Here is a 19356-nt window from a genome sequence, read left to right as displayed (position 1 = left end):
GCGGCCGTACCAGAGTCGCCGCCCGGCAGGCGGGCAGTGGGCAAAGCGCTCGTGGAGCGGGTCAGACGTTCCAGACCCCGCTGGCGGCCGCCTCGTGGGCGAACTCGGCGAAGTCCTTGGGCTTGCGGCCCAGGGCCTCCTCGACACCGTGCACCAGGTGCGCGTTGCGACCGTCGAGGATCATGGTGAAGAGGTCCGCGAACTCCTCCGGGAGGTCGTTCTCCCGCAGGACCGCGCGGTACTCCTCGTTGGTGACGGAGATGTACTTGATCTCACGTCCGGTGGCCTTCGACAGCTCCGCGGCGACGTCCGTGTAGCTGAGCAGGCGCGGACCGGACAACTCGTAGGTCTTGCCGATGTGCTTGTCATCGGTCAGCGCGGCCACCACGACGTCCGCGATGTCGTCGGCGTCGACGAAGGCCTCCACGGCGTCCCCGGTCGGCAGGGCGATCTCGCCGGCCAGGACGGGCTCCAGGAAGAAGCTCTCGGAGAAGTTCTGGTTGAACCAGCTGGCGCGGACGATGGTCCAGTCGGCGCCGGAGGCCTTCAGGTTCTCCTCGCTGACCTCCGCGGCCTCCTCACCGCGGCCGGACAGCAGGACCAGACGGCGCGCGCCGTTCGCCACGGCCACCTTGGAGAATTCGGCGACCTGCTCGGCGGCGCCGGGGAAGGCGAGGTCGGGGAAGTAGGTCACGTACACCCGGTCGACGCCCTCGAGCGCCGGCACCCAAGTGGAGGGTTCGTGCCAGTCGAAGGCGGGCACACCGCTGCGGGAGCCGATACGGACCTCGCGGCCCTGGGCGGAAAGCTTCTCGGCGACGCGGCGGCCGGTCTTGCCGTTTCCGCCGATGACGAGGGTGATGTTCGTGTTCTGAGTCATGAGTACAGTCAATTCCAGTCTCGTGAGACGGGCCATAGCCACAAAGCTCAGTTCCATGTGCGTGCGTCTACGAGTGGTCCGCTCGGAGCACGACCGGGAAAGTGCGGCTTCGGTATGAGCCCGAGAATCGTAGGCACGCGCCGGGGGGCCCGGCCAGGTCGTCCCGAGCGGCCCTCGACCCCGTGTGCACCCGCCCTCCAGCGGTTCTCCAGCACCCCCGGACAAGGCCCGTACGGTCCCCTGACCTGCCCCCGACCCTCCCCTGACCGGTCCTGTACGGCAGGCCTTGAGCGTTTCTCCGGTGCCGCCCGACACCATCGGGCATTGGAGTAACGACCCGCCCGCTGGGAGGCCGCATGAACGCCACTCCGGACCGTCCGGAGCTTGACCAGTTGTCCGCCGACCTGGCCGGTCTGCTCGGACGGATCGGGCTCGACCCGGCCGGCGAGTGGCCCGTGGGCCGGGATCGCATCGACGTCCGTTTCGCGGCCGCGGCCGCCCGCCACCCGGGCCGGGTCGCCGCCCAGGACGCGGAGGAGAAGGCGACCTACCTCGAACTGGAATGGGCCGCGGACGACATCGCCCGCCGCCTGTCGGGGCGGACCGGCCCCGGCGCGGCCGTCGCCGTGCGGGCGCAGCGCTCGTGCATGGCGTCGTCCGCCGTGGTGGGCGCACTGCGCACCGGGGCCGCGGTGCTGCCCCTGGAGCCCGGGCACAACGCGGGGCTGCAGGAGTTCCTGATGCGCGATGCCGGCGCCGAGATGGTCGTCTCGGACAGTGGACTGCTGCGCGACGAGATCCCGGTGGCCAAGGCGGGGCGGTTCGTCATCGCGATGCGGCCCGAGGTGGCGATGCACCGCGAGATCCCGCCGCACACGGCGTTCCTGGCGCTCCCCTCGGGCGGCGACCCGGGCCGGGCGGTGGCCGTGCAGCCGGTCTCCCACCTGGACGTGCTCTCCTGGGTGGACGGTTGCGTCCCGATGCTGGAGACCGGCCCGGACGACGTCTGGACGTACTTCCACTCCATGAGCCTGGACCTCGGCATGCGCGAGATGTGGGGGCCGCTGCTCACGGGCGGACGGGCCGTGGTCGTGGACCGGGAGACGGCGTCCGACGCGCGCGCCTTCGCCCGGCTGCTGGCCGAGCGGGAGGTGACGGTGGTGACGCAGCTGCCGTCCGCCTTCGCTCGACTGACCTCGGCGGCGCACGGCAGCAGCCTGCCGGCCCTGCGGCACGTGCTGCTGGCGGACGAGCGGGTGGACTCGGAGGTGCTGGCCGCGTGGCGGGCCGCCGGGATCGCTCCGCAGGCCGTCGTACGGGATGTGACGGGGTCGCCGACCGTCCTGTGAACAGCACCGCACGAAGCACACAAAGCACACGAGGCCCACGAAGCACACCGAGCACGCGAAGCCCACGAGGCGAACGCACCAGAGGGCCCCGACCGGTGGAACCGGCCGGGGCCCTCTCTCGTACGTCCGCGAACGCCGACGGCCTCAGTAGTTCCCGAGACCGCCGCACACGTTGAGCGCCTGGGCGGTGATGGAGGCGGCCAGGTCCGTGGTCAGGTAGCCGACCAGACCCGCGACCTCCTCGGAGGTGGAGTAGCGGCCGAGCGGGATCTTCGCCTCGAACTGCTCCTGGATGTACTCCTCGGTGGTGTCCCAGGCCTGCGCGTAGCCGGTGCGCACGCGCGCCGCCATCGGCGTCTCGACGTAGCCGGGGCAGACCGCGTTGACGGTGGTCCCGGTCGTCGCGAGCTCCTTCCCGAGCGACTTGGTGAAGCCGATCACGGCGTGCTTGGAGGCCGAGTAGGGCGCCCCGAGCAGCACCCCGTGCTTGCCCGCGGTGGAGGCGATGTTGACGATGCGCCCCCAGGGCTCGGCCCCGAGACCCCCGCTGGTGAGGACCTCACGGGTCAGCAGGAAGACGCTGTTCAGGTTGGTGTCGATGACGTCGTGCCACAGCTCGTCGGTGATGCCGGCGGTGGCACCGCCGCCGCTGCGGCCCGCGTTGTTGACGAGGATGCTGACGGGCGAGCCGTACGCCGTCACGGCCGCCGCGACCAGCGCCTCCACGGCGGCGCGGTCGCGCACGTCGGCGGCCGCGCCCTCCACGGTCAGTCCTTCGGCCCGCAGGTCCTCCACGGTCTGCTTGACCACGGACTCGGTGCGGGCACAGAGGAACACCCGATGGCCGCGGGCTCCCAGGTCCCGGGCGACGGCCAGCCCGATCCCGCTGGTGGCCCCGGTCACCAGCGCCACGGGCCTCTCCGGAGCCTTGCCCATCGCCTTCACCGTCATCGTCAGCCCTCCATCGCTCGCATGGACGCGTCGAGCGTGTCCCAGCCAACTCGGGCCGCGACGGAAGTGGGATGGAGGCGTCAGATCAGGCCTTGCGCCAGCATCGCGTCGGCCACCCGCTCGAAGCCGGCCAGGTTGGCGCCCGCGACGTAGTCGCCGGGGCGGCCGTAGCGCTCGGCGGTTTCGTACGCCGTGTCGTGGATGCTCCGCATGACGCCGGCCAGCTCGTCCTCGACCCGGGCGAACGGCCACGCGTCGCGCGCCGCGTTCTGGCTCATTTCCAGGGCGCTGGTCGCCACCCCGCCCGCGTTCGCGGCCTTGCCGGGGCCGAAGGCGACGCCCGCTTCCCGGAGGACGCGTACCGCCTCGGGCGTGGTCGGCATGTTCGCGCCTTCCGACACGGCCTTGACCCCGCCGCGCACGAGGTTCAGCGCGTCGGCCTCGGTCAGCTCGTTCTGCGTGGCCGACGGCAGCGCCACGTCGCTCGGCACGTCCCACACGCTGCCGCCCTCGACGTAGCGGGCGGAGCCTCCGCGGCGCTCGGCGTACTCGCTGATCCGGCCCCGCTCGACCTCCTTGATCTGCTTGAGCAGCTCCAGGTCGAGCCCCTTCTCGTCGACGACGTACCCACCGGAGTCCGACACGGTCAGCACCTGAGCACCGAGCGCCTGCGCCTTCTCCACCGTGTAGATGGCGACGTTGCCGGAGCCGGAGACGGTGACCCGCTGCCCGTCCAGGTCCTCGCCGCGCACCTTGAGCATCTCGGCGGTGAACAGCACGTTGCCGTAGCCGGTGGCCTCCGTACGGGCGTGGGAGCCGCCCCAGCCGGTGCCCTTGCCGGTGAGGACGCCGGCTTCCCAGCGGTTGGTGATGCGCCGGTACTGCCCGAAGAGGTAGCCGATCTCGCGGCCGCCCACGCCGATGTCACCGGCCGGGACGTCCGTGTGCTCGCCGAGGTGGCGGTGCAGCTCGGTCATGAAGGCCTGGCAGAACCGCATCACTTCGGCGTCGGAGCGCCCGCGCGGATCGAAGTCGCTGCCGCCCTTGCCGCCGCCGATCCCGAGCCCCGTCAGGGCGTTCTTGAAGATCTGCTCGAACCCGAGGAACTTCACGATCCCGAGGTTCACCGAGGGGTGGAAGCGCAGGCCGCCCTTGTAGGGGCCGAGGGCGCTGTTGAACTCCACCCGGAAGCCGCGGTTGACCTGCGTACGGCCCTGGTCGTCCTGCCACACCACCCGGAAGAGGATCTGCCGCTCGGGCTCGGCGATCCGCTCCATCACCCTGGCCTCGCGCAGTTCGGGGCGCGCGTCGAAGACCGGCGCGAGCGTCTCCAGCACCTCCCGCACGGCTTGGTGGAACTCCGGCTCCCCGGGGTCACGGCGCTCGATCCGCTGCTCCAGCGATGCGAGCCAGGCGGTCGTGGTGGTGGTGGAGGTCGACGGCATCAGGGCGGTTCCTCTTCTCTGAGTCCGGGAGACACAAGGAGCTGGGCACATGGAACTGGACGCGTGGAGCCGGGCACATGGAGCTGAACATATGGAACTGCACGAACGGAGTTGGACGATCGGAGCTCGCCACACCGCCCGAGACACAGCTCACCCCATACGGAGCTCGACGCGCCCGATGGTGCCCCCCTCCCCTTGAGCGCCGGATGTGCGCGGCCTTTGCCGAACCACCCCCAACCCTCTGAGCAGCCCAAAGACCACCTACACTCCCCCCATGACCACCCCCGCCCCCCTCCGCTTGGAGCCCGTGACCGCCGACAACTTCGACGCGGTGTGCGCGGTACAGGTCCGCCCCGATCAGAACCATCTGGTCTCCCCCGTGATGAAGTCGCTGGCCGAGGCGTACGTCCACGGCGAAGCCGCCTGGCCGCGCGCCATCGTCGACGGTGACGAAGTGGTCGGCTTCGTGATGGCGTTCCTCGACATCGCCTGGAACCCCGCCGTGGACCCGGCCGACCTGCGCTCGGGCATCTGGCGTCTGAACATCGCGGCCGGCCACCAGGGCAAGGGCTACGGCCGCTTCGCGGTCCGGGCGGTCACCGAGGAGATCCGCGGCCGGGGCACCTCGCAGGCGTACGTCACCTGGCACCTGGGCGAGGGCAGTCCCGAGCCGTTCTACCTCGGCCTGGGCTTCCACCGCACCGGCGAGCTCAGCGGCGACGAGCCCGTGGGCGTCCTCCGGCTGACCTGATCGACAGCCGAGGTCGAGCAATATGATCATATTGCGACATGACCACGAAGACTCTCTACCTGCTCTGCTCCGCCGCTCCGCCCGTCTTCGACGTGGCCCACGTGGTCGAGGACGCCCAGGCCCGCGGCTGGGACGTCTGCCTGGGCCTCACCCCGACCGCGGCCCACTGGCTGTCCGAAAGCCTGGACGGACTGGCCGCCCTGACCGGCCACCCGGTGCGCTGGCAGTACAAGTTCCCCGGCGAGGCCGACGTATGGCCCCCGGCCGACGCCCTGCTCTTCGCCCCCGCCACGTTCAACTCGGTCAACGCCTGGGCCCTCGGCCTGACGGACCGCTTCGTGGTGGGGGTCGCCGCCGAGGCCATCGGCAAGGGCACCCCGGTCGTCGCCATGCCCTGCACGAACTCCGCCCTCGCCGCGCACCCCCAGTTCGACCAGTCCCTGGCCGTCCTGCGCACCGCAGGGGTACGGCTCCTCTACGGCGAGACCGGCTTCACCCCCGGACCGGCCGGCCCCGATGCCCCGCCGCACTTCCCGTGGCAGCTGGCCCTCGAAGCGGTGGACCGCCACCCCGCCCCCGACGCCTAGGCCGGCGGCCGCCCCTCCCTCACCTGCCGGAAGAAGGCCCGCACGTCCGCCACCAGCAACTCCGGTACCTCCATGGCGGCGAAGTGCCCACCGCGGTCGTACGAGGTCCACCGCACGACGGAGTCTGTCCGTGCGGCCACGTGCCGCAGCGGAATGAAGTTGTCGTTCGGAAAGTCGGCCACCCCGGTGGGCGTCGTCGACACCGCGACCGCCTCCCCCGCATACCCCGCGTGCGCCCTCTCGTAATAGATCCGGGCAGCGGACCCCACCGTCCCCGTCAGCCAGTACAGCATCACGTTGGTCAGCATCTGATCGCGGTCGATCGGGCACCGGGGATCGCTCCACTCCGCGAACTTCTCCCCGATCCAGGCGAGCAGCCCGACCGGTGAATCGTTCAACCCGTACGCGAGGGTCTGCGGCCGGGTCGCCTGGATGTCGGCGTAACCCTGCCGCTCACGCGCCCACACCCGGTACCGCTCCCAAGAGGCCCACGTCCGCTCCCTCTCCTCGGGACTCAGCGCGGCGAGCTCCTCCGCCCCGGGCTCGGCGGTGGCACCACCCCCCGGCAACAGATTCAGGTGCACCCCGATCACGTTCCCGGGCCGCACCCGCCCGAGCTCCCGCGAAACGGCGGCCCCCCAATCCCCGCCCTGCACCCCGTACTCCGCGTACCCGAGCCTCTCCATCAACGTCCCGAAGGCCCGCGCCACCCGCTTGAACTCCCACCCCACCTCGGTGGTCGGCCCGGACAACGCGAACCCCGGAATATGCGGCATCACCACATGAAACGCATCCTCGGCGTCCCCGCCATGAGCCCGAGGATCGGTCAGCGGCCCGACGACCCGCTGGAACTCCACGAACGACCCCGGCCACCCGTGAGTCATCAACAGCGGCGTAGCACCCGCCTCCGCCGATCGAACATGAGCAAAATGCACCCGCGCCCCATCAATGGAGGTCACGAACTGCGGCCATTCGTTCAACCGCGCCTCAGCCGCACGCCAGTCGTACTCATCCCGCCAGTACCGAACGAGCTCGCGCACCTCGGCCACCGGAATCCCGTAGTCCCACCCCACCCCCTCCAACCCCTCGACCCACCGCACCCGCCCCAACCGCTCCCGCAGGTCATCCAACTCCACCTGCGGCACATCAACCCGAAACCCATCCACCCCGGCATGCTAGGCACCGACCACCCGGAACCATCACACACGGCACTCCCCTCAAACCCCGCACTCCAGCCCCACCGGCACTCAAAGCACGAGTCCAGGGCCAAGCCCCAGGCGCTCAGCCCCGCCGGCACTTGAGACGCGGGGACTGGGGCGAAGCACCGCACTCAGCCCCGCCGGCGTTTGAGGCGCGGGGTCCGGGGCGGAGCCCCGGGAAACGGAGAAAGGGCGGGTCGGGGACCAGCTCCGCGCAGCGGCACACCCCCACCGCGAGAGCATGAGCAACCACCGCCGACCCCACCGCCCGGGCCAACCCCCGCCCTCGCGCTTCCGGAGCCGTCAGTACGCCGATCTGACCCGTCCGCCGCCGCCAGGCGCACGCGGCGGCAACCACTCGCCCCCGCCCCCACGCCCGCTCACGCACCACGAACGCCGGCGACGTGATCTCGTCCAGGGCAGCCTCACCGGCATCCTCACGCCCGGACAGCCGCTCCAGACTCCGCAGGTCCGTCTCCGCAGTGCGTCACGCACGAGCACGGCGACGCCGTCGCTCGGCGCGGTGACGTTCGCCGATCCCCCCAGAGCCACCCCTCCGCCCCAGCCCAAGGCACAGCCAGGACCGGGGAGAGACCACCACGTCCACACCACCCGACGGGGCGAACGACACCGGCACCCGGGCCAGGCCCTCCCACAGCGAACGGGCCCGGACCACCAGAGGATCCATCGACACGGCCCGATCGTGCCAGAGCCGGCAGGCCGCCCGCCCCCTGCCGGTTGCCGACCACAAGAGAGACCGCACCCCCTCAACGGGGTTAACGGCGTTAACGGCGTTAACGCCGTTAAGACCGCCCCCCACCCACCCGCCGCGCAACGAGCAACCCAAGCCCGTCCAGGATCCGGTCGAGCCCGAACTCCAACGCCTCGTCATGCCCCCCGTGCTCCGCCACCGAGGCCATCGCGGCCCCGAGCGCCGGGAACTCCTCCCCCCGCACCCGCATGGCCTCCCCCAGCATCACCGCAAGCTGCGCATCGGGCCCCGCACCTCCATCCGCCGTCACCCCGGCGGCCCGCCCCTGCTCCGCGATCCCCCGTACGTGCCCGGCGACCAGCACCACCGCATCCATCGCCTCGGCCCCGCTCAACCCGCACCCGTCCAGCGCGGACAGCGCCCGCTCCATCCACCCCAACTCCCGCGGCCCCATCACCCGCACCCCGACCGTCGCCTCCAGCAGCCACGGGTGCCGCCGGAACCCCGCGTACAGCTCCCGCGCCCACTCCCCCAGCCGCTCGCGCCAAGCACCCCCCACCGCCACCGACACATCCGGAACCGGCAACGCCCCCTCCACCATCAGCGCGACCAGCTCCGCCTTCCCCGGCACGTACCGGTAGAGCGCCATCTTCGTGACGCCCAACTCACCGGCCACCCGCTGCATCGACACCGCGCCCAACCCCTCGGCATCGGCGATCCCGATCCCCGTCCGAGCGATCGCCTCCAGCGTGAGCCCCCGCTTCGGCCCCCGCGCGGGCTTGGCCGACGGCTCCGGGCCCCACAACAACCGCACGGCCGCGCCCCACTGCTCATCCGCCATCGGACCAAATCCCCTTGCGCTCGCACGAAAACCGCGTCTACCGTACACACTAAATGTTCAGTATCCACCGGACACAATTAACGGCGTTAACGCCGTCCCCGCCGACCCGGCAGCCCCGTAAACGGGCGCCGGCATTAACGCCGTTAACGCCACCCCCTCCGGCAGCCCCCCTGAACCAACAGCGTTAACGCCGTTAACGCCGTTAACGCCGCGCCCAGCCCCGACCCCCACCCCAGCCCCCCACCCGAGCCCCCGACCCCCGCCCCCCAGGAGGAGCCCAAATGCCCCGCACCGTCCTCATCTCCGGCGCCGGCATCGCCGGCCCCGCCCTGGCCCACTGGCTCGTCCGCCACCAGGTCCACCCCACCGTCGTCGAACTCGCCCCCACCCTCCGCCCCGGCGGCCAGGCCGTCGACTTCCGCGGCGAGACCCACCTGTCCGTCCTCCACCGCATGGGCGTCCTCGAAGACCTCCGCCGCGTCCGGACGACCGGGTCCCCCATGACCTTCGTCGACGCGTACGACAAACCGCTCCTCCACCTCCCCTCACACTTCGCCGGCGGAGACATCGAGGTCCTGCGCGGCGACCTCTCCCGCGTCCTCCACGACTCCTCCCTCCCCTCCACCGAGTACCTCTTCGGCGACACGGTCACCTCCCTCACCGAATCCACCACCGGCGTGGACGTCACCTTCCGCCACGCCCCGCCCCGCACCTTCGACCTCGTCGTCGGCGCAGACGGCATCCACTCCCACATCCGCCGTCTCGCCTTCGGCCCCGAAGCCGACCACGTCACCCACCTGGGCCACTACGCCGCCGGCTGGAGCCTCCCCAACCACCTGAACCTCCGCCCCGGCACGGGAACCTTCGCCCACAACGCCCCCGGCCGCTTCGCCGGCGTCGGCGCCGACCACACCGACCCCACCCGCGCCCGCGCCTTCCTCGTCTTCGCCTCCCCGGAACTCGCCTACGACCGCCACGACACCGAGACCCAGAAGCAGCTCCTCCGACAGGCCTTCACCGGCCTCCCCTGGCACGTGGGCCACCTCCTCGACTCCCTCTCCTCCGCCGACGACCTCTACTTCGACTCCATCAGCCGCGTCGACGTACCCACCTGGTCGTCCGGCCGGATCGCCCTCCTCGGCGACGCCGCCTGTGGCGCGACGATCGGCGGCATGGGCACCGGCACCGGGGTCGTGGCCGCGTACGTCCTGGCGGGCGAGCTCTCCCGCACCCCCGAGGACCACCGGGGAGCCTTCGCCCGCTACGAATCCCTCCTGCGCCCCTACGCCCAGGGCTGCCAGAAGAACGGAGCGCGTACGGGTTCCTTCCTCGCCCCCGCCTCGAAGCTCGGCCTCGGCCTCCGCAACGGCCTGCTCGGCCGCCGCCGCATCCTCGACCTCATGCTGAAGGCCGGCGAGCACACCTCCACGCTCCCCCTCCCCTCCTATACGACGCCCCCACCCGCCCACAGCGTTAACGGCGTTAACGCCACCCCGCCCACCCCTCGCCCCCGTTAACGGCGTTAACGCCGTTAACGCCCAGCCCCCGACCAGCCCATCCCAGGCCAGCCCACCTAGGCCAGGCCAGGCCAGGCCAGGCCCAAAAAATACTGGTCGACAGGTTTCCTCCCCCGTAACCTGCCTCCATCGACGCCGCACTGCTCAGCGACCACCGCGCGGACGGCGCCTACAACCAGGGGGAACACGCACGTGGCGAGGATCAGGCAGCGGCGGGCCGAGATAACCCGGGAGGCCATCCTCGACGGCGCGGCCGTCGCCTTCGACGCCGCCGGCTTCGGCGGAACCAGCCTCAGCGAGGTGGTCAGGTACGCCGGAGTCACCAAGGGCGCGCTGTACTTCCACTTCCCGTCCAAGGAAGCCCTCGCCCGCACCCTGATCGACGAGCAGTTCCAGGTCTTCTCCGGCGTCCCCGACCTCGAGGCACCCGGCCTGCAGACCGTCATCGACCTGAGCCACCGGATGGCCTCCGGGCTGCGCGGCAACGTCCGCGTCCGAGCCGCCATCCGCCTCGTGATCGAGTTCGGGTCCTTCACCGACCCGGACCCGTCCCCGTACAACACCTGGATCGAGACCTGCCGCAGCTGTCTGACGCCGGCCCAGGCACGCGGTGACGTCAAGCCGTCGCTGGACGTCGACGACGTCGCGACCTTCCTCGTGGGTTCGTTCACCGGCATCCAGGTCACCTCGCACGTCCGCACCCGCCGCGAGGACCTGCACACCCGGGTCACCGACCTGTGGGACTTCCTCCTCCCTGGCATCGTGCCCGCGAGCCGCATCCCCCGCTTCGCCCCCGCCGGCTCGCCCGAGTGCCGGGCCGAACTCGGTCTCGCGCCCGCCGCCTGACGACGCGTTCGGGGCGGCCTCGCACACACCGTGGTGAACCACGGGGGTGCCCGCCACCCGATGTGCGGGGCCGCCCCGAACCGTTGACGGCGTTAACGCCGTTAACGCCCTCGCGAGGGCCCTCCGCTCCCCCATCTCTCCCACTTCGTTAGCAAAACTCAAGCGTGGTGCCCACGAACACCCCTGAACGTTAGTAAAGTCCCTCTCATGACTTCGCCCTCGTCTCAGAGCGACCGAGAGAAGGTCGTCTCCAAGCTCCCCCCGTGGCTGCGCCAGGAATTGAAGATCCGCACGGCCCAACTGCGGGTGGACATCCAGGACGCCGTCCACCAGGGCATCGCCCACTGGAGCGCGCTCGCCTCGGCCCCCTCCCCCGTCGACACCTCCGGCGCCGAATCGTTCTCCACCTGGCTGCCCGCCGGCCAGTGGGAGTCCTTCCGCGCCGACTCCAAGGACCGGGGCGTCTCCCTCATCCAGGGACTCGCCCAGGCCGTCCACCTCTGGCTGGAGCTGAACCCGGCTCCCACGGTCAAGCGCCCCTCCGTGGTCCGCCGCATCATCGTGTGCAACCAGAAGGGCGGAGTCGGCAAGACCGCCGTCACCGCGGGCACCGCCGAGGCGCTCGCCGAGGACCCGTCGGCCCTCCACCCGGTCCGTGTCGCCCGCCAACTGGCCCGCCTGGCGTCCCCCGAGGACGAACCCCACACGGACCCGGGCACCCCCCTGGACCTGGAGGACCTCCCCGGTCTGGGCATGCGCGTCCTGCTGATCGACTTCGACCCGCAGGGCCACCTCACCAAGCAGCTCGGCCGGCAGCCGCTGCCCATCGGCGGCGACAGCCTCACCTGCCACATGGCCGGCGAGGCCAAGGGCCCCCTCAAGGACCTCATCGTGCCCATCGAGCACGACCGGTTCGGCGACCGCCTCCACCTGCTCCCCGCCTGCACGGACGCCTTCCTCCTCGACGTCCGCCTCTCCACGGTCCGCGCCCGCGAGGCCGCCCTGGAGCGGGCCCTCACCCCGGTCGAGTCCGAATACGACGTCATCCTGGTCGACTGCCCGCCGAGCCTCGGCCTCAGCATGGACGCGGCCATCTACTACGGCCGCCGCCGCGACGCCGAGCAGCCCGGCGCCTCCGGCGCGCTGATCGTCGTACAGGCGGAGGACTCGTCCGCCGACGCGTACGACCTCCTCACCTCCCAGATCAACGACCTCCGCGACGACCTCAGCCTCGACATCGACTACCTGGGCCTCGTGGTCAACCTCTACGACGGCCGCCGCGGCTACATCGCGACCTCCTCCCTCCAGGCCTGGATGGACATAAAGGATCCGCGCGTCGTCGCCGTCGTACCCGACCTCAAGGAACAGCGCGAAGCAGTCCGCGTGAAGCAGCCCCTCTTCGTCTACGCACCCAAGGGCGACCAGGCCGTGGCCCTGCGCGCCCTCGCCCGGGAGATCTCATGAGCAGCAAGGCAGACAAGCTCGGCGTCTCGGCCTCCTTCGCGCGGGCCCAACCGGTCGGGGTGAGCTCCCGCCGCGCGGCCATCGCCGAAGCCACGGGCGCACCCACCTCCGGCGTGGTCCCCCCGTCCGAGGTTCCCATCGAGGCCCTCGCCCACAATCCGTTCAACCTCCGCGAAGACCTCACGGAACTCGACGAACTGGCCGCGTCCCTCATCTCCCGCGGACAGCTCCAGCCCCTCGCGGTCGCCACCCGCATGGCCTTCATGGAGGCCCACCCGGGCGCCACCGACGGCCTGGGCCGTGCCCCGTACGTCGTGATCGACGGCAACCGCCGACTGGCGGCGGCCCACCTGGCCGGCCTCAAGACGATGCACATCCACGTGAACGACGCCCTCTCGGCATCGTCCTCGGACATCCTCGAATCGGCTCTGATCGCCAACATCCACCGGGTCGACGTGGCTCCCATGGACCAGGCCCGTGCCCTCCAGGAACTCGTCGACGTCCACGGCTCCCAGGCCCAGGTCGCCAAGCGCCTCGGCAAGACGGGCGCCTGGGTCTCCCAGCGTCTGGCGCTCCTCAACCTGACCCCGGAGCTCCAGGACAAGGTCGAATCGGGCGAGCTCAAGGTGGAACCGGCCCGCCGTATCGGCCGCCTCCCCCAGGAAGCCCAGGAAGCGGCGGCGGACGAAACCCTCAACGCCGTCAACCCGCCCCGCCAGCGGACCCACCCCGTTAACGCCGTTAACGCCACCCCTGCCGCACCCGCCCCCTCCACCCCACCCGCCTCCCCCCGCATCACCATCTCCACAAACTCCCCCGAAACGATCGCGGACGCCCTCACCGCGCACCTCACCCCGGACGACCTCAAGGCCGTCACGGAGCTCCTCATGCTGCGCATTTGAGCGGGGCACCCGAGCCGCACCCGCCGGGGGCATTAACGCCGTCAACGCCATCACCGTTAACGCCGTTAACGCCCCCGCGTGCGTTTCATGTGCGTTTAACGGTGCGTTTCACATAGGCTGCCTTCGGAGGTACCGATGCCCAACGAACAAGAGAGCCTCTTCGCAGCGGTCGACGCCCTGCTGGAAGAAGCAGCCGCCAAGGACGCGCTCCCGCACCCGGACGAGCGCAAGCGCCTCCGCGAGGCCGCGGGCCTGAGCCAGGACCAGATCGCGAAGGCCCTCTCCGTCCGCCGCGAAACGGTCACCTCCTGGGAGATCGGCCGTACGGCCCCCCGCCCCCCGAAGCGCGCCGCCTACGCCCGCCTCCTGGAAGGCCTGGCCACCCTCCACCCCGTTAACGCCGTTAACGCCCCCGAGCCGACCCCGGCCGACACCCCCGAGCCCACGCCCGAGCCCACGGCAGAGGCAGAGGCAGAGGCAGAGGCAGAGGCAGAGGCAGAGGCCAACGAGCCCACCCTCACCGTTAACGCCGTTAACGCCGTTAACGCCCCCGAGGCGGAGCACGATGAGCCCGCCCCCACCGTTAACGCCGTTAACGCTCCGGAGCCCGAGGCCACCCGGCCCACCCGCACCGCCACCGCCACCGCCACCGCCACCAGCGTTAGCGCCCCCGTGCCCGAGCCCGAGGCCCATTCCGACCAGCCGGCCCCCGCCCACACGGCCGAGCCCACCCACCCCTCACCCGCCACAGCCCCCACAGCCCCCACAGCCCCCGGCCAGAGCAAGCACCCCCACCCGAGGTCCGTGACGCAGCCCCGGTTCCGGAAGGGGGCGCCCAGCGCGGGATCCCTGGAAGGCAACGGCCCCCTGGCCGTCCTGGACGGCACCGGCCACGCCTACGCCGCCGCAGGCCTCATCCTCGACCACCCCACCACCAACCTCCCCGACCTCGTCACCTGGGCGCTCACCGAGGCGAACCTCCGCTCCCCCCGCCTCCACCGCAACGGCCGCGACGGCGACCCCCTCCTCGTCCTCACCGCCCCCGCCGTGGAACGGCTCGGCCTCCCCCCGACCCTGGAGGACCGCCGCGCCCTCCGCCTCCCCGACAACCACCCCACCCTCAAGCAGCTCGCCAAGAGCAAATGGCAGCTGACCCGCCGCGGCTTCGGCCCCTGGCCCCGCATCTACCGCCCGGCCACCCCCACCACCGGCCGCCAGTGCGTGCAGCTCGCGATCCTCCCCTGGGGCGCCCTCGACCCCCGCGCCTGGGGCGAGGACACCGCCGACCTCTCCGCCCCCGAACTGGCCGAGCTCCTCACCACGTACGCCGCCCGCGTCCTCACCCCCCGCGGCTCCACCGCCGTCACCGGCCTCGAACTCATGACGGCCCTGCGCCCGCCCACCCGCGCCGCACGCGACGAAGCGACGAACACCTGGGTGTCGGCCCCCGTCCCCGGCTCGCTCACCCGCCCCGTCGACCCCGCTCCCCCGGAGGCTCCGGACGAGCACCCGGTCGTCGCCTCCCTCTACCCCCGCTCCCACCAGCGCACCCCGGACCAGGTCCTCGACGAGGAGGCGTACGACTGGATCCGCGACCCGGAGCTCCTCACCGACGCCGAGTGCACCCGCACCCACGCCGTGGGCATCGACGTGAACATGGCCTTCGCCGCGGCGGCCAACCGCCTCCCGGTCGGCCTCGGCCCCGCCACCCACGTCACCGCCCCCCGCTTCGACCCCAAGACCCCCGGCTGCTGGCTCGCGGACCTCTCCACCCTGTCCCTCGACCCCCGCCTCCCCAGCCCCTTCACCCCCCACGGCAAGCCCCCGACCGGCCCCGCCTGGTACGCCACCCCGACCCTCGCCTACGCGCAGGAGCTCGGCCACGACGTCCGCCCGACCGAAGCCTGGATCCGCGAAGACCACGGCCCGTACCTGGACGCCTGGTACACCCGACTCCGCGACGCCTACATGGCGACGATGGCGGACCTCGGCGTCACCCCGTCCCTCTCGGAACCCGACTTCCTCACCGCGATGTCCACCCACAAAGAGGGCAACCCACCCACCGCGGCCGTCCTCTCCGCCATCAAATCAACCGTCAAGGGCGGCATCGGCAAGCTCCGCGAACGCCCCCAGGGCGCCGCCTACCGCCCCGGCGAGCCCTGGCCCGCCCTCGAACGTCCCACCTGGCGCCCCGACATCCGCGCCGCCGTCATCGCCACGGCCCGCGTCAACATGCACCGCAAGATGCGGAAGCTGGCCACGGCAGCGGGCCTGCACCCCATCGCGGTCCTCTCCGACTGCGCGGTGTACCTTTCCGACGGTCCCAGCCCCCTGGACTTCCTCCCCCACACCCCCGAAGGCAAGCCCCTCCCCGGCGGCTTCCGCCTCGGCGTCAGCCCCGGCATGGTCAAGCACGAGGGCACGCAGCCCCTCCTCTGGGCCGTCCAGATGCTCGACGAACACCTCAACCCCGCCCGCCACATCAAGGGCCACGACGCAGCGGCAGACGGCGAGTAACCAAGCATGTCCGACATCTCCGACAGCCTGACCAGGGCCGACGAACAGCACTTCACCCGCCCCATCCCCAAATCTGCGGGCGCCCAGATGCGTTACCTGCTCAAACAGCTCAAATCCACCAAAGCGGTAGCGGCAACCCTCAACATCTCCCAACGCACCGTGGAGCGCTACGTCAAGAACGAGATCAAGCAGCCCAAGCCGGCCCTCGCCGCCCGCCTCGAATCAGAGGTACGCCGCCGCTGGCAGCCCCTGGTCCGCAAGCGCGCCCGCGACCAGGCTGCCCGCACCACCGGCCTCGTCATCGAGACCCGCGCCCGCTTCGGCTTCACCGCGGCCCCCGGCACCACCGACGACGGCCGCATGCGCCGCATCACCCAGCACCTCCCCCCGGAGTACGCGTCCCGGCTCTTCGCGGCCCAGGAGGCCGGCGCCACCGAGTCCCAACTCCGCCACATCGCAGCGGAAGGCCTCCAGGAGCTCTACTTCAAGGACAACGGCTCCCGCGCCACGAGCCTCCTGGTGGAATTCACGGACATCGACTACGTCGACTTCGCGTTCTGAGATCCAGAGCCCCCACAAGCCCCCCACCAGGCCCCAGAACCCAAAAGGGTCCCGGGAGTATCCCGGGACCCTCGCAAGCCCTCACAGGCCCGTCCAGACGTCCGCATCACCCCACGGCGTGCAACGTCCTACGCCGCTTCGACTCGGCAGCCTTCTTCGCCGCCGCCTGCGCGGCCCGCTTCTTCCGCTGCTCGGCCAGCTGGTCCTGATACTCCGCCACCGCCTGGTGGTAGCTGGCGACATACCCCCGCGCGTCGAGCCTCTCGTCGGGAGCCATCGCGTTGACGGCGGCGACGGCGTCCTCGAAGGAGTTGTACCCGGCCAGCATCGGGTTGATCTGGTACACCCCGTTCCTGACCTTCCGCACCAGCTTCGCGAGCTCCAGGCTCCGCAGCGCGGCATTGACACTCGGCCGGCTCAGCTCCAGCAGCCCACCCACGGTGGCCTGGTCGATGAGGATCCGCCCGCCCGGCTCGCTCAGCGAACGCAGCTTCAGCAGCACACGGTAGGCCGCAGGCGGGAGGTCGAGGTCGGAGAGAAGCCCGTCGGCGTTGACCGCAGCGAATCGCAAGGTGCTCACTGAGCTGTCCCTTCTTCCGTGCGCTTCGCTCGGCTAAGCCGACGCGCAGCGCGCTCTTTGGCCCGTTCGGCCCGCAGTTCCGCGATGGCCTGACGCATGTGATCCAGCGACGGGAAGCGCACCAGATCAGGCAGGCTCGTATCGCTACGAATCTGCGAGATGGTGCTGTGCTGCTCCACCTTCACGAACTCACCCGTCATCTCCGTACCCGGGATGAACTCAGCCACCCGGTAACTGTAGGGCGGGTTGAACTGGTACACACCCCGCCGCACCTTGAAGACGATCCCATGAGACATGACGGTGTGCAGCGCCTCCGACGTCTTTGTCCGGCTGACGTCCAGGATCGTAGCCATCTCCTCCTGTGTAAGAGGAATCCGCCCCCCCGCTCGTTGGCACGCGATGAGCAGCAGGATCAGCCTCAACGGCAAGGCTTCCCGGAAGTACTGGGCGATCACCAGGAAAAACTCGAGGCTGTCCATCGAAAACGCGTTTGGCTGACTTTGAGTCCCGTAGAACTCCAGCGGCTTGCGCTCTCCGTCCAGCGTGAGCTTCCGGCTGGGATACCGCCGGGCCAGACTGTCCAGATCCTTGACCGGAGCCAGCGGCTGACTCCACGCCGAGATCGCGTCATCAACGGGGAGATCAGGACGCGGCGCGCGCGGCGGACTCGGCCGACGGCGCTGTGGCTCTGATGACACGAGGATGCTCTCCACTTCGTTGATCTGCAGCAGAGAGTATGTCAACAAGGGTGACACAAGTGTCACGCTCGTTGACGTTCGGCGTGTCTTATGTAACCCCACAGGTGACATATCTCAGCCACACCCTCCCCGCCGGCCAGTCCCCGCCGGGCCCCCAACCGCTCCCCGCCCCGGACCAGTTCAGGGACACATCTCCAGCAAAACGTCAGCCGCGCAGACGTTTTAGCCCAAAAACCGTCAGTACCATTGACGTTTTGCGCTCGTTCTGTCCCCCTACCAGCGACACATCCCCCGAGTTATGTCCCTCCTGAGGGGACATAACTTTCCCCCCGAACCCCCCCTGACCTGCGGCAACGCATCTCCGTACCTTCTATAGGCCGTCTCCTGCCGCGCTGCGCGTACTGAACGCCGTCTCCAACCCACCCGAAGCCACAACTTCCTGACGTCCCAACACCCACCCCCACCCCCCACCAACCCCCCGCTCCCCCCACCGAAACTGACTGAATCCCGTCTCTATCCACCCCCCACTTTGAATCAAACCCCCCTCCACCGTTAACGGCGTTAACGCCCAAACCCAAGCCCCCACCCCTCCAAAACCCTCCATAAGCCAAAAAACACCACGAAACCCCCAATCACCAACCCCCCGCCCATACCCCCAAATAAAGGGCACCCAAAAAGTACAGAATTAGCCCACTTGCAACGAGCCCGTCCCCCAGTCCTGACCAAAGCAAAACCGCCCACCCAAAGGCCCCCAAAACCCAGAGCCCCCCACCCCCAGCACAGCAACGCCGCCCTTTGCCTCGAAGCGAAGCCCAGGCATACAAGCCAAAGACTGACCTTGGGCCGCGGAACGGTTCACTCTCGTCCTCAGCAAGAGGAACTCCTGGGCCGCAGCAACAGGGAAGGCATCCAACCGAGCACCAGGTCTTGAAGCCTGGAGGACTTCCACCAAGCACAGCAAAGCTGGCACTTTGGCCCGGAGCTAAGCGCGGGGCACCCGGCCAGAGGCCGGTTCTAGAGCCCCGAGCACCGCTCAGTTGAACGTAGCGAGGCGGATCCTTTCGGTCAGAGCGAAGCAGAGCCCTCACTAAAGACCAGCTTCAGTACGAGGATCGCCCCCGTCCCAAAACAGCCAGGAGGGCCTCACAGCCTGAGCGAAGCAAAGGCAAACCAGCTGAAGGCCAGCTCCAGGGCGCGCTGCGCCCCTCCGCCGAGCGCAGCGAGGCGGATCCCTTGGTCGGAGCGAAGCGGAGACCATCCCGCCGAAGGCGGGCTCCAGGGCGCGGAGCGCCCTTCCGCCGAGCGCAGCGAGGCGGTCTCTTGCTCGGAGCTCAGCGGAGAGCATTCGGTTAAAGCGGGGCTTCGGAGCACGGAGCACTCCCCCACCGAGCCCAGCTAAGCGGTCCTTTTAGTCGAAGCGAAGCGGAGACCATCCGGCCGAAGGCCGGCTCCAGGGCGCGGAGCGCCCCTCCGCCGAGCGCAGCGAGGCGGGTCCCTTGGTCGGAGCTAAGCGGAGACCAACCGGCCGAAGGCCGGCTTCGGGGCGCGAAGCGCCC

General features: G+C 70.4%; 17 protein-coding genes. 9 read left to right on the top strand and 8 right to left on the bottom strand.

Annotated elements, in window-relative coordinates:
- Positions 1 to 61: 61 nt before the first annotated feature.
- Complete coding sequence (locus tag ACFYZL_RS31640; RefSeq protein ID WP_384589359.1) at positions 62 to 880, bottom strand: NAD(P)H-binding protein; 819 nt, start codon at positions 878 to 880, stop codon at positions 62 to 64.
- Between the two features lie 356 nt (positions 881 to 1236).
- On the opposite strand from ACFYZL_RS31640, the gene ACFYZL_RS31635 reads away from it, so the two are divergent.
- On the top strand, positions 1237 to 2229 hold the full coding sequence (locus ACFYZL_RS31635; protein WP_384749998.1) for an AMP-binding protein: 993 nt from the start codon (positions 1237 to 1239) through the stop codon (positions 2227 to 2229).
- A 144-nt stretch (positions 2230 to 2373) separates the two neighbouring features.
- Here ACFYZL_RS31635 and ACFYZL_RS31630 read toward each other — a convergent pair whose 3' ends face one another.
- Positions 2374 to 3180 carry an SDR family NAD(P)-dependent oxidoreductase gene (locus tag ACFYZL_RS31630; RefSeq protein ID WP_384589353.1) on the bottom strand — a complete coding sequence of 269 codons (807 nt, stop codon included), beginning with the start codon at positions 3178 to 3180 and terminating at the stop codon, positions 2374 to 2376.
- An 80-nt stretch (positions 3181 to 3260) separates the two neighbouring features.
- On the bottom strand, positions 3261 to 4625 hold the full coding sequence (gene gdhA / locus ACFYZL_RS31625) for an NADP-specific glutamate dehydrogenase (protein ID WP_384750001.1): 1365 nt from the start codon (positions 4623 to 4625) through the stop codon (positions 3261 to 3263).
- Positions 4626 to 4899: 274 nt separating this feature from the next.
- On the opposite strand from gdhA, the gene ACFYZL_RS31620 reads away from it, so the two are divergent.
- Together ACFYZL_RS31620 and ACFYZL_RS31615 are read left to right on the top strand one after the other, a co-directional pair.
- Positions 4900 to 5376, top strand: coding sequence for a GNAT family N-acetyltransferase (locus ACFYZL_RS31620; RefSeq protein ID WP_388683741.1), 477 nt, complete (start codon positions 4900 to 4902; stop codon positions 5374 to 5376).
- A 38-nt stretch (positions 5377 to 5414) separates the two neighbouring features.
- Positions 5415 to 5963 (top strand): flavoprotein, encoded by a 549-nt coding sequence (locus ACFYZL_RS31615; RefSeq protein ID WP_384750007.1) that lies wholly within the window; start codon positions 5415 to 5417, stop codon positions 5961 to 5963.
- Here ACFYZL_RS31615 and ACFYZL_RS31610 read toward each other — a convergent pair.
- The 3 genes from ACFYZL_RS31610 to ACFYZL_RS31600 all read right to left on the bottom strand — a co-directional run bounded on the left by ACFYZL_RS31610 (position 5960) and on the right by ACFYZL_RS31600 (position 8715).
- Positions 5960 to 7129, bottom strand: a complete 1170-nt coding sequence (locus tag ACFYZL_RS31610; RefSeq protein WP_384750010.1) for an epoxide hydrolase family protein — start codon at positions 7127 to 7129, stop codon at positions 5960 to 5962. The genes ACFYZL_RS31615 and ACFYZL_RS31610 overlap by 4 nt on opposite strands.
- 115 nt (positions 7130 to 7244) lie before the next feature.
- Entirely contained in the window at positions 7245 to 7550 is a 306-nt protein-coding gene (locus ACFYZL_RS31605) for a GNAT family N-acetyltransferase (protein WP_388683842.1), read from the bottom strand.
- Between the two features lie 415 nt (positions 7551 to 7965).
- Positions 7966 to 8715, bottom strand: coding sequence for a TetR/AcrR family transcriptional regulator (locus ACFYZL_RS31600; RefSeq protein ID WP_388683737.1), 750 nt, complete (start codon positions 8713 to 8715; stop codon positions 7966 to 7968).
- Between the two features lie 281 nt (positions 8716 to 8996).
- On the opposite strand from ACFYZL_RS31600, the gene ACFYZL_RS31595 reads away from it, so the two are divergent.
- From ACFYZL_RS31595 to tpg, 6 genes are all read left to right on the top strand, one after another.
- Positions 8997 to 10232: an FAD-dependent monooxygenase gene (locus ACFYZL_RS31595; RefSeq protein ID WP_388683735.1), complete on the top strand. Its 1236-nt coding sequence runs from the start codon at positions 8997 to 8999 to the stop codon at positions 10230 to 10232.
- A gap of 192 nt (positions 10233 to 10424) precedes the next feature.
- The gene (locus ACFYZL_RS31590; RefSeq protein WP_384750019.1) at positions 10425 to 11078 is read left to right on the top strand and encodes a ScbR family autoregulator-binding transcription factor; all 654 of its coding nucleotides are present in this window, start codon (positions 10425 to 10427) and stop codon (positions 11076 to 11078) included.
- A 207-nt stretch (positions 11079 to 11285) separates the two neighbouring features.
- Positions 11286 to 12542: a ParA family protein gene (locus tag ACFYZL_RS31585; RefSeq protein ID WP_388683731.1), complete on the top strand. Its 1257-nt coding sequence runs from the start codon at positions 11286 to 11288 to the stop codon at positions 12540 to 12542.
- Positions 12539 to 13444, top strand: a complete 906-nt coding sequence (locus ACFYZL_RS31580; protein ID WP_384750025.1) for a ParB/RepB/Spo0J family partition protein — start codon at positions 12539 to 12541, stop codon at positions 13442 to 13444. Before ACFYZL_RS31585 ends, ACFYZL_RS31580 begins: the two co-directional genes overlap by 4 nt.
- Positions 13445 to 13579: 135 nt before the next feature.
- Positions 13580 to 15961, top strand: a complete 2382-nt coding sequence (tap, locus tag ACFYZL_RS31575) for a telomere-associated protein Tap (protein ID WP_388683728.1) — start codon at positions 13580 to 13582, stop codon at positions 15959 to 15961.
- Between the two features lie 6 nt (positions 15962 to 15967).
- The gene (gene tpg, locus ACFYZL_RS31570; protein ID WP_384589317.1) at positions 15968 to 16522 is read left to right on the top strand and encodes a telomere-protecting terminal protein Tpg; all 555 of its coding nucleotides are present in this window, start codon (positions 15968 to 15970) and stop codon (positions 16520 to 16522) included.
- Positions 16523 to 16628: 106 nt separating this feature from the next.
- Here tpg and ACFYZL_RS31565 read toward each other — a convergent pair whose 3' ends face one another.
- Both ACFYZL_RS31565 and ACFYZL_RS31560 read right to left on the bottom strand, forming a co-directional pair.
- A complete protein-coding gene (locus ACFYZL_RS31565; protein WP_384589314.1) occupies positions 16629 to 17102 on the bottom strand; it encodes a MarR family transcriptional regulator in 474 nt (157 codons plus the stop codon).
- Positions 17099 to 17845, bottom strand: a complete 747-nt coding sequence (locus ACFYZL_RS31560) for a hypothetical protein (RefSeq protein WP_384589311.1) — start codon at positions 17843 to 17845, stop codon at positions 17099 to 17101. Before ACFYZL_RS31560 ends, ACFYZL_RS31565 begins: the two co-directional genes overlap by 4 nt.
- Positions 17846 to 19356: the final 1511 nt, after the last annotated feature.

Origin of the sequence: Streptomyces sp. NPDC001717 (assembly GCF_042892775.1) — a bacterium.
Classification (GTDB): domain Bacteria; phylum Actinomycetota; class Actinomycetes; order Streptomycetales; family Streptomycetaceae; genus Streptomyces.
The sequence above is the reverse complement of the archived record's forward strand: the minus strand, read 5'-3'. Positions and strand labels throughout refer to the sequence as shown.

Bases quoted from the DNA above. Each gene is read 5' to 3' on its own strand.
- ACFYZL_RS31595 (WP_388683735.1), top strand. From the start codon at position 8,997: ATGCCCCGCACCGTCCTCATCTCCGGCGCCGGCATCGCCGGCCCCGCC.
- ACFYZL_RS31640 (WP_384589359.1), bottom strand. From the start codon at position 880: ATGACTCAGAACACGAACATCACCCTCGTCATCGGCGGAAACGGCAAG.
- ACFYZL_RS31620 (WP_388683741.1), top strand. From the start codon at position 4,900: ATGACCACCCCCGCCCCCCTCCGCTTGGAGCCCGTGACCGCCGACAAC.
- ACFYZL_RS31615 (WP_384750007.1), top strand. From the start codon at position 5,415: ATGACCACGAAGACTCTCTACCTGCTCTGCTCCGCCGCTCCGCCCGTC.
- ACFYZL_RS31630 (WP_384589353.1), bottom strand. From the start codon at position 3,180: ATGACGGTGAAGGCGATGGGCAAGGCTCCGGAGAGGCCCGTGGCGCTG.
- ACFYZL_RS31585 (WP_388683731.1), top strand. From the start codon at position 11,286: ATGACTTCGCCCTCGTCTCAGAGCGACCGAGAGAAGGTCGTCTCCAAG.
- tpg (WP_384589317.1), top strand. From the start codon at position 15,968: ATGTCCGACATCTCCGACAGCCTGACCAGGGCCGACGAACAGCACTTC.
- ACFYZL_RS31600 (WP_388683737.1), bottom strand. From the start codon at position 8,715: ATGGCGGATGAGCAGTGGGGCGCGGCCGTGCGGTTGTTGTGGGGCCCG.
- ACFYZL_RS31635 (WP_384749998.1), top strand. From the start codon at position 1,237: ATGAACGCCACTCCGGACCGTCCGGAGCTTGACCAGTTGTCCGCCGAC.
- tap (WP_388683728.1), top strand. From the start codon at position 13,580: ATGCCCAACGAACAAGAGAGCCTCTTCGCAGCGGTCGACGCCCTGCTG.
- gdhA (WP_384750001.1), bottom strand. From the start codon at position 4,625: ATGCCGTCGACCTCCACCACCACCACGACCGCCTGGCTCGCATCGCTG.
- ACFYZL_RS31580 (WP_384750025.1), top strand. From the start codon at position 12,539: ATGAGCAGCAAGGCAGACAAGCTCGGCGTCTCGGCCTCCTTCGCGCGG.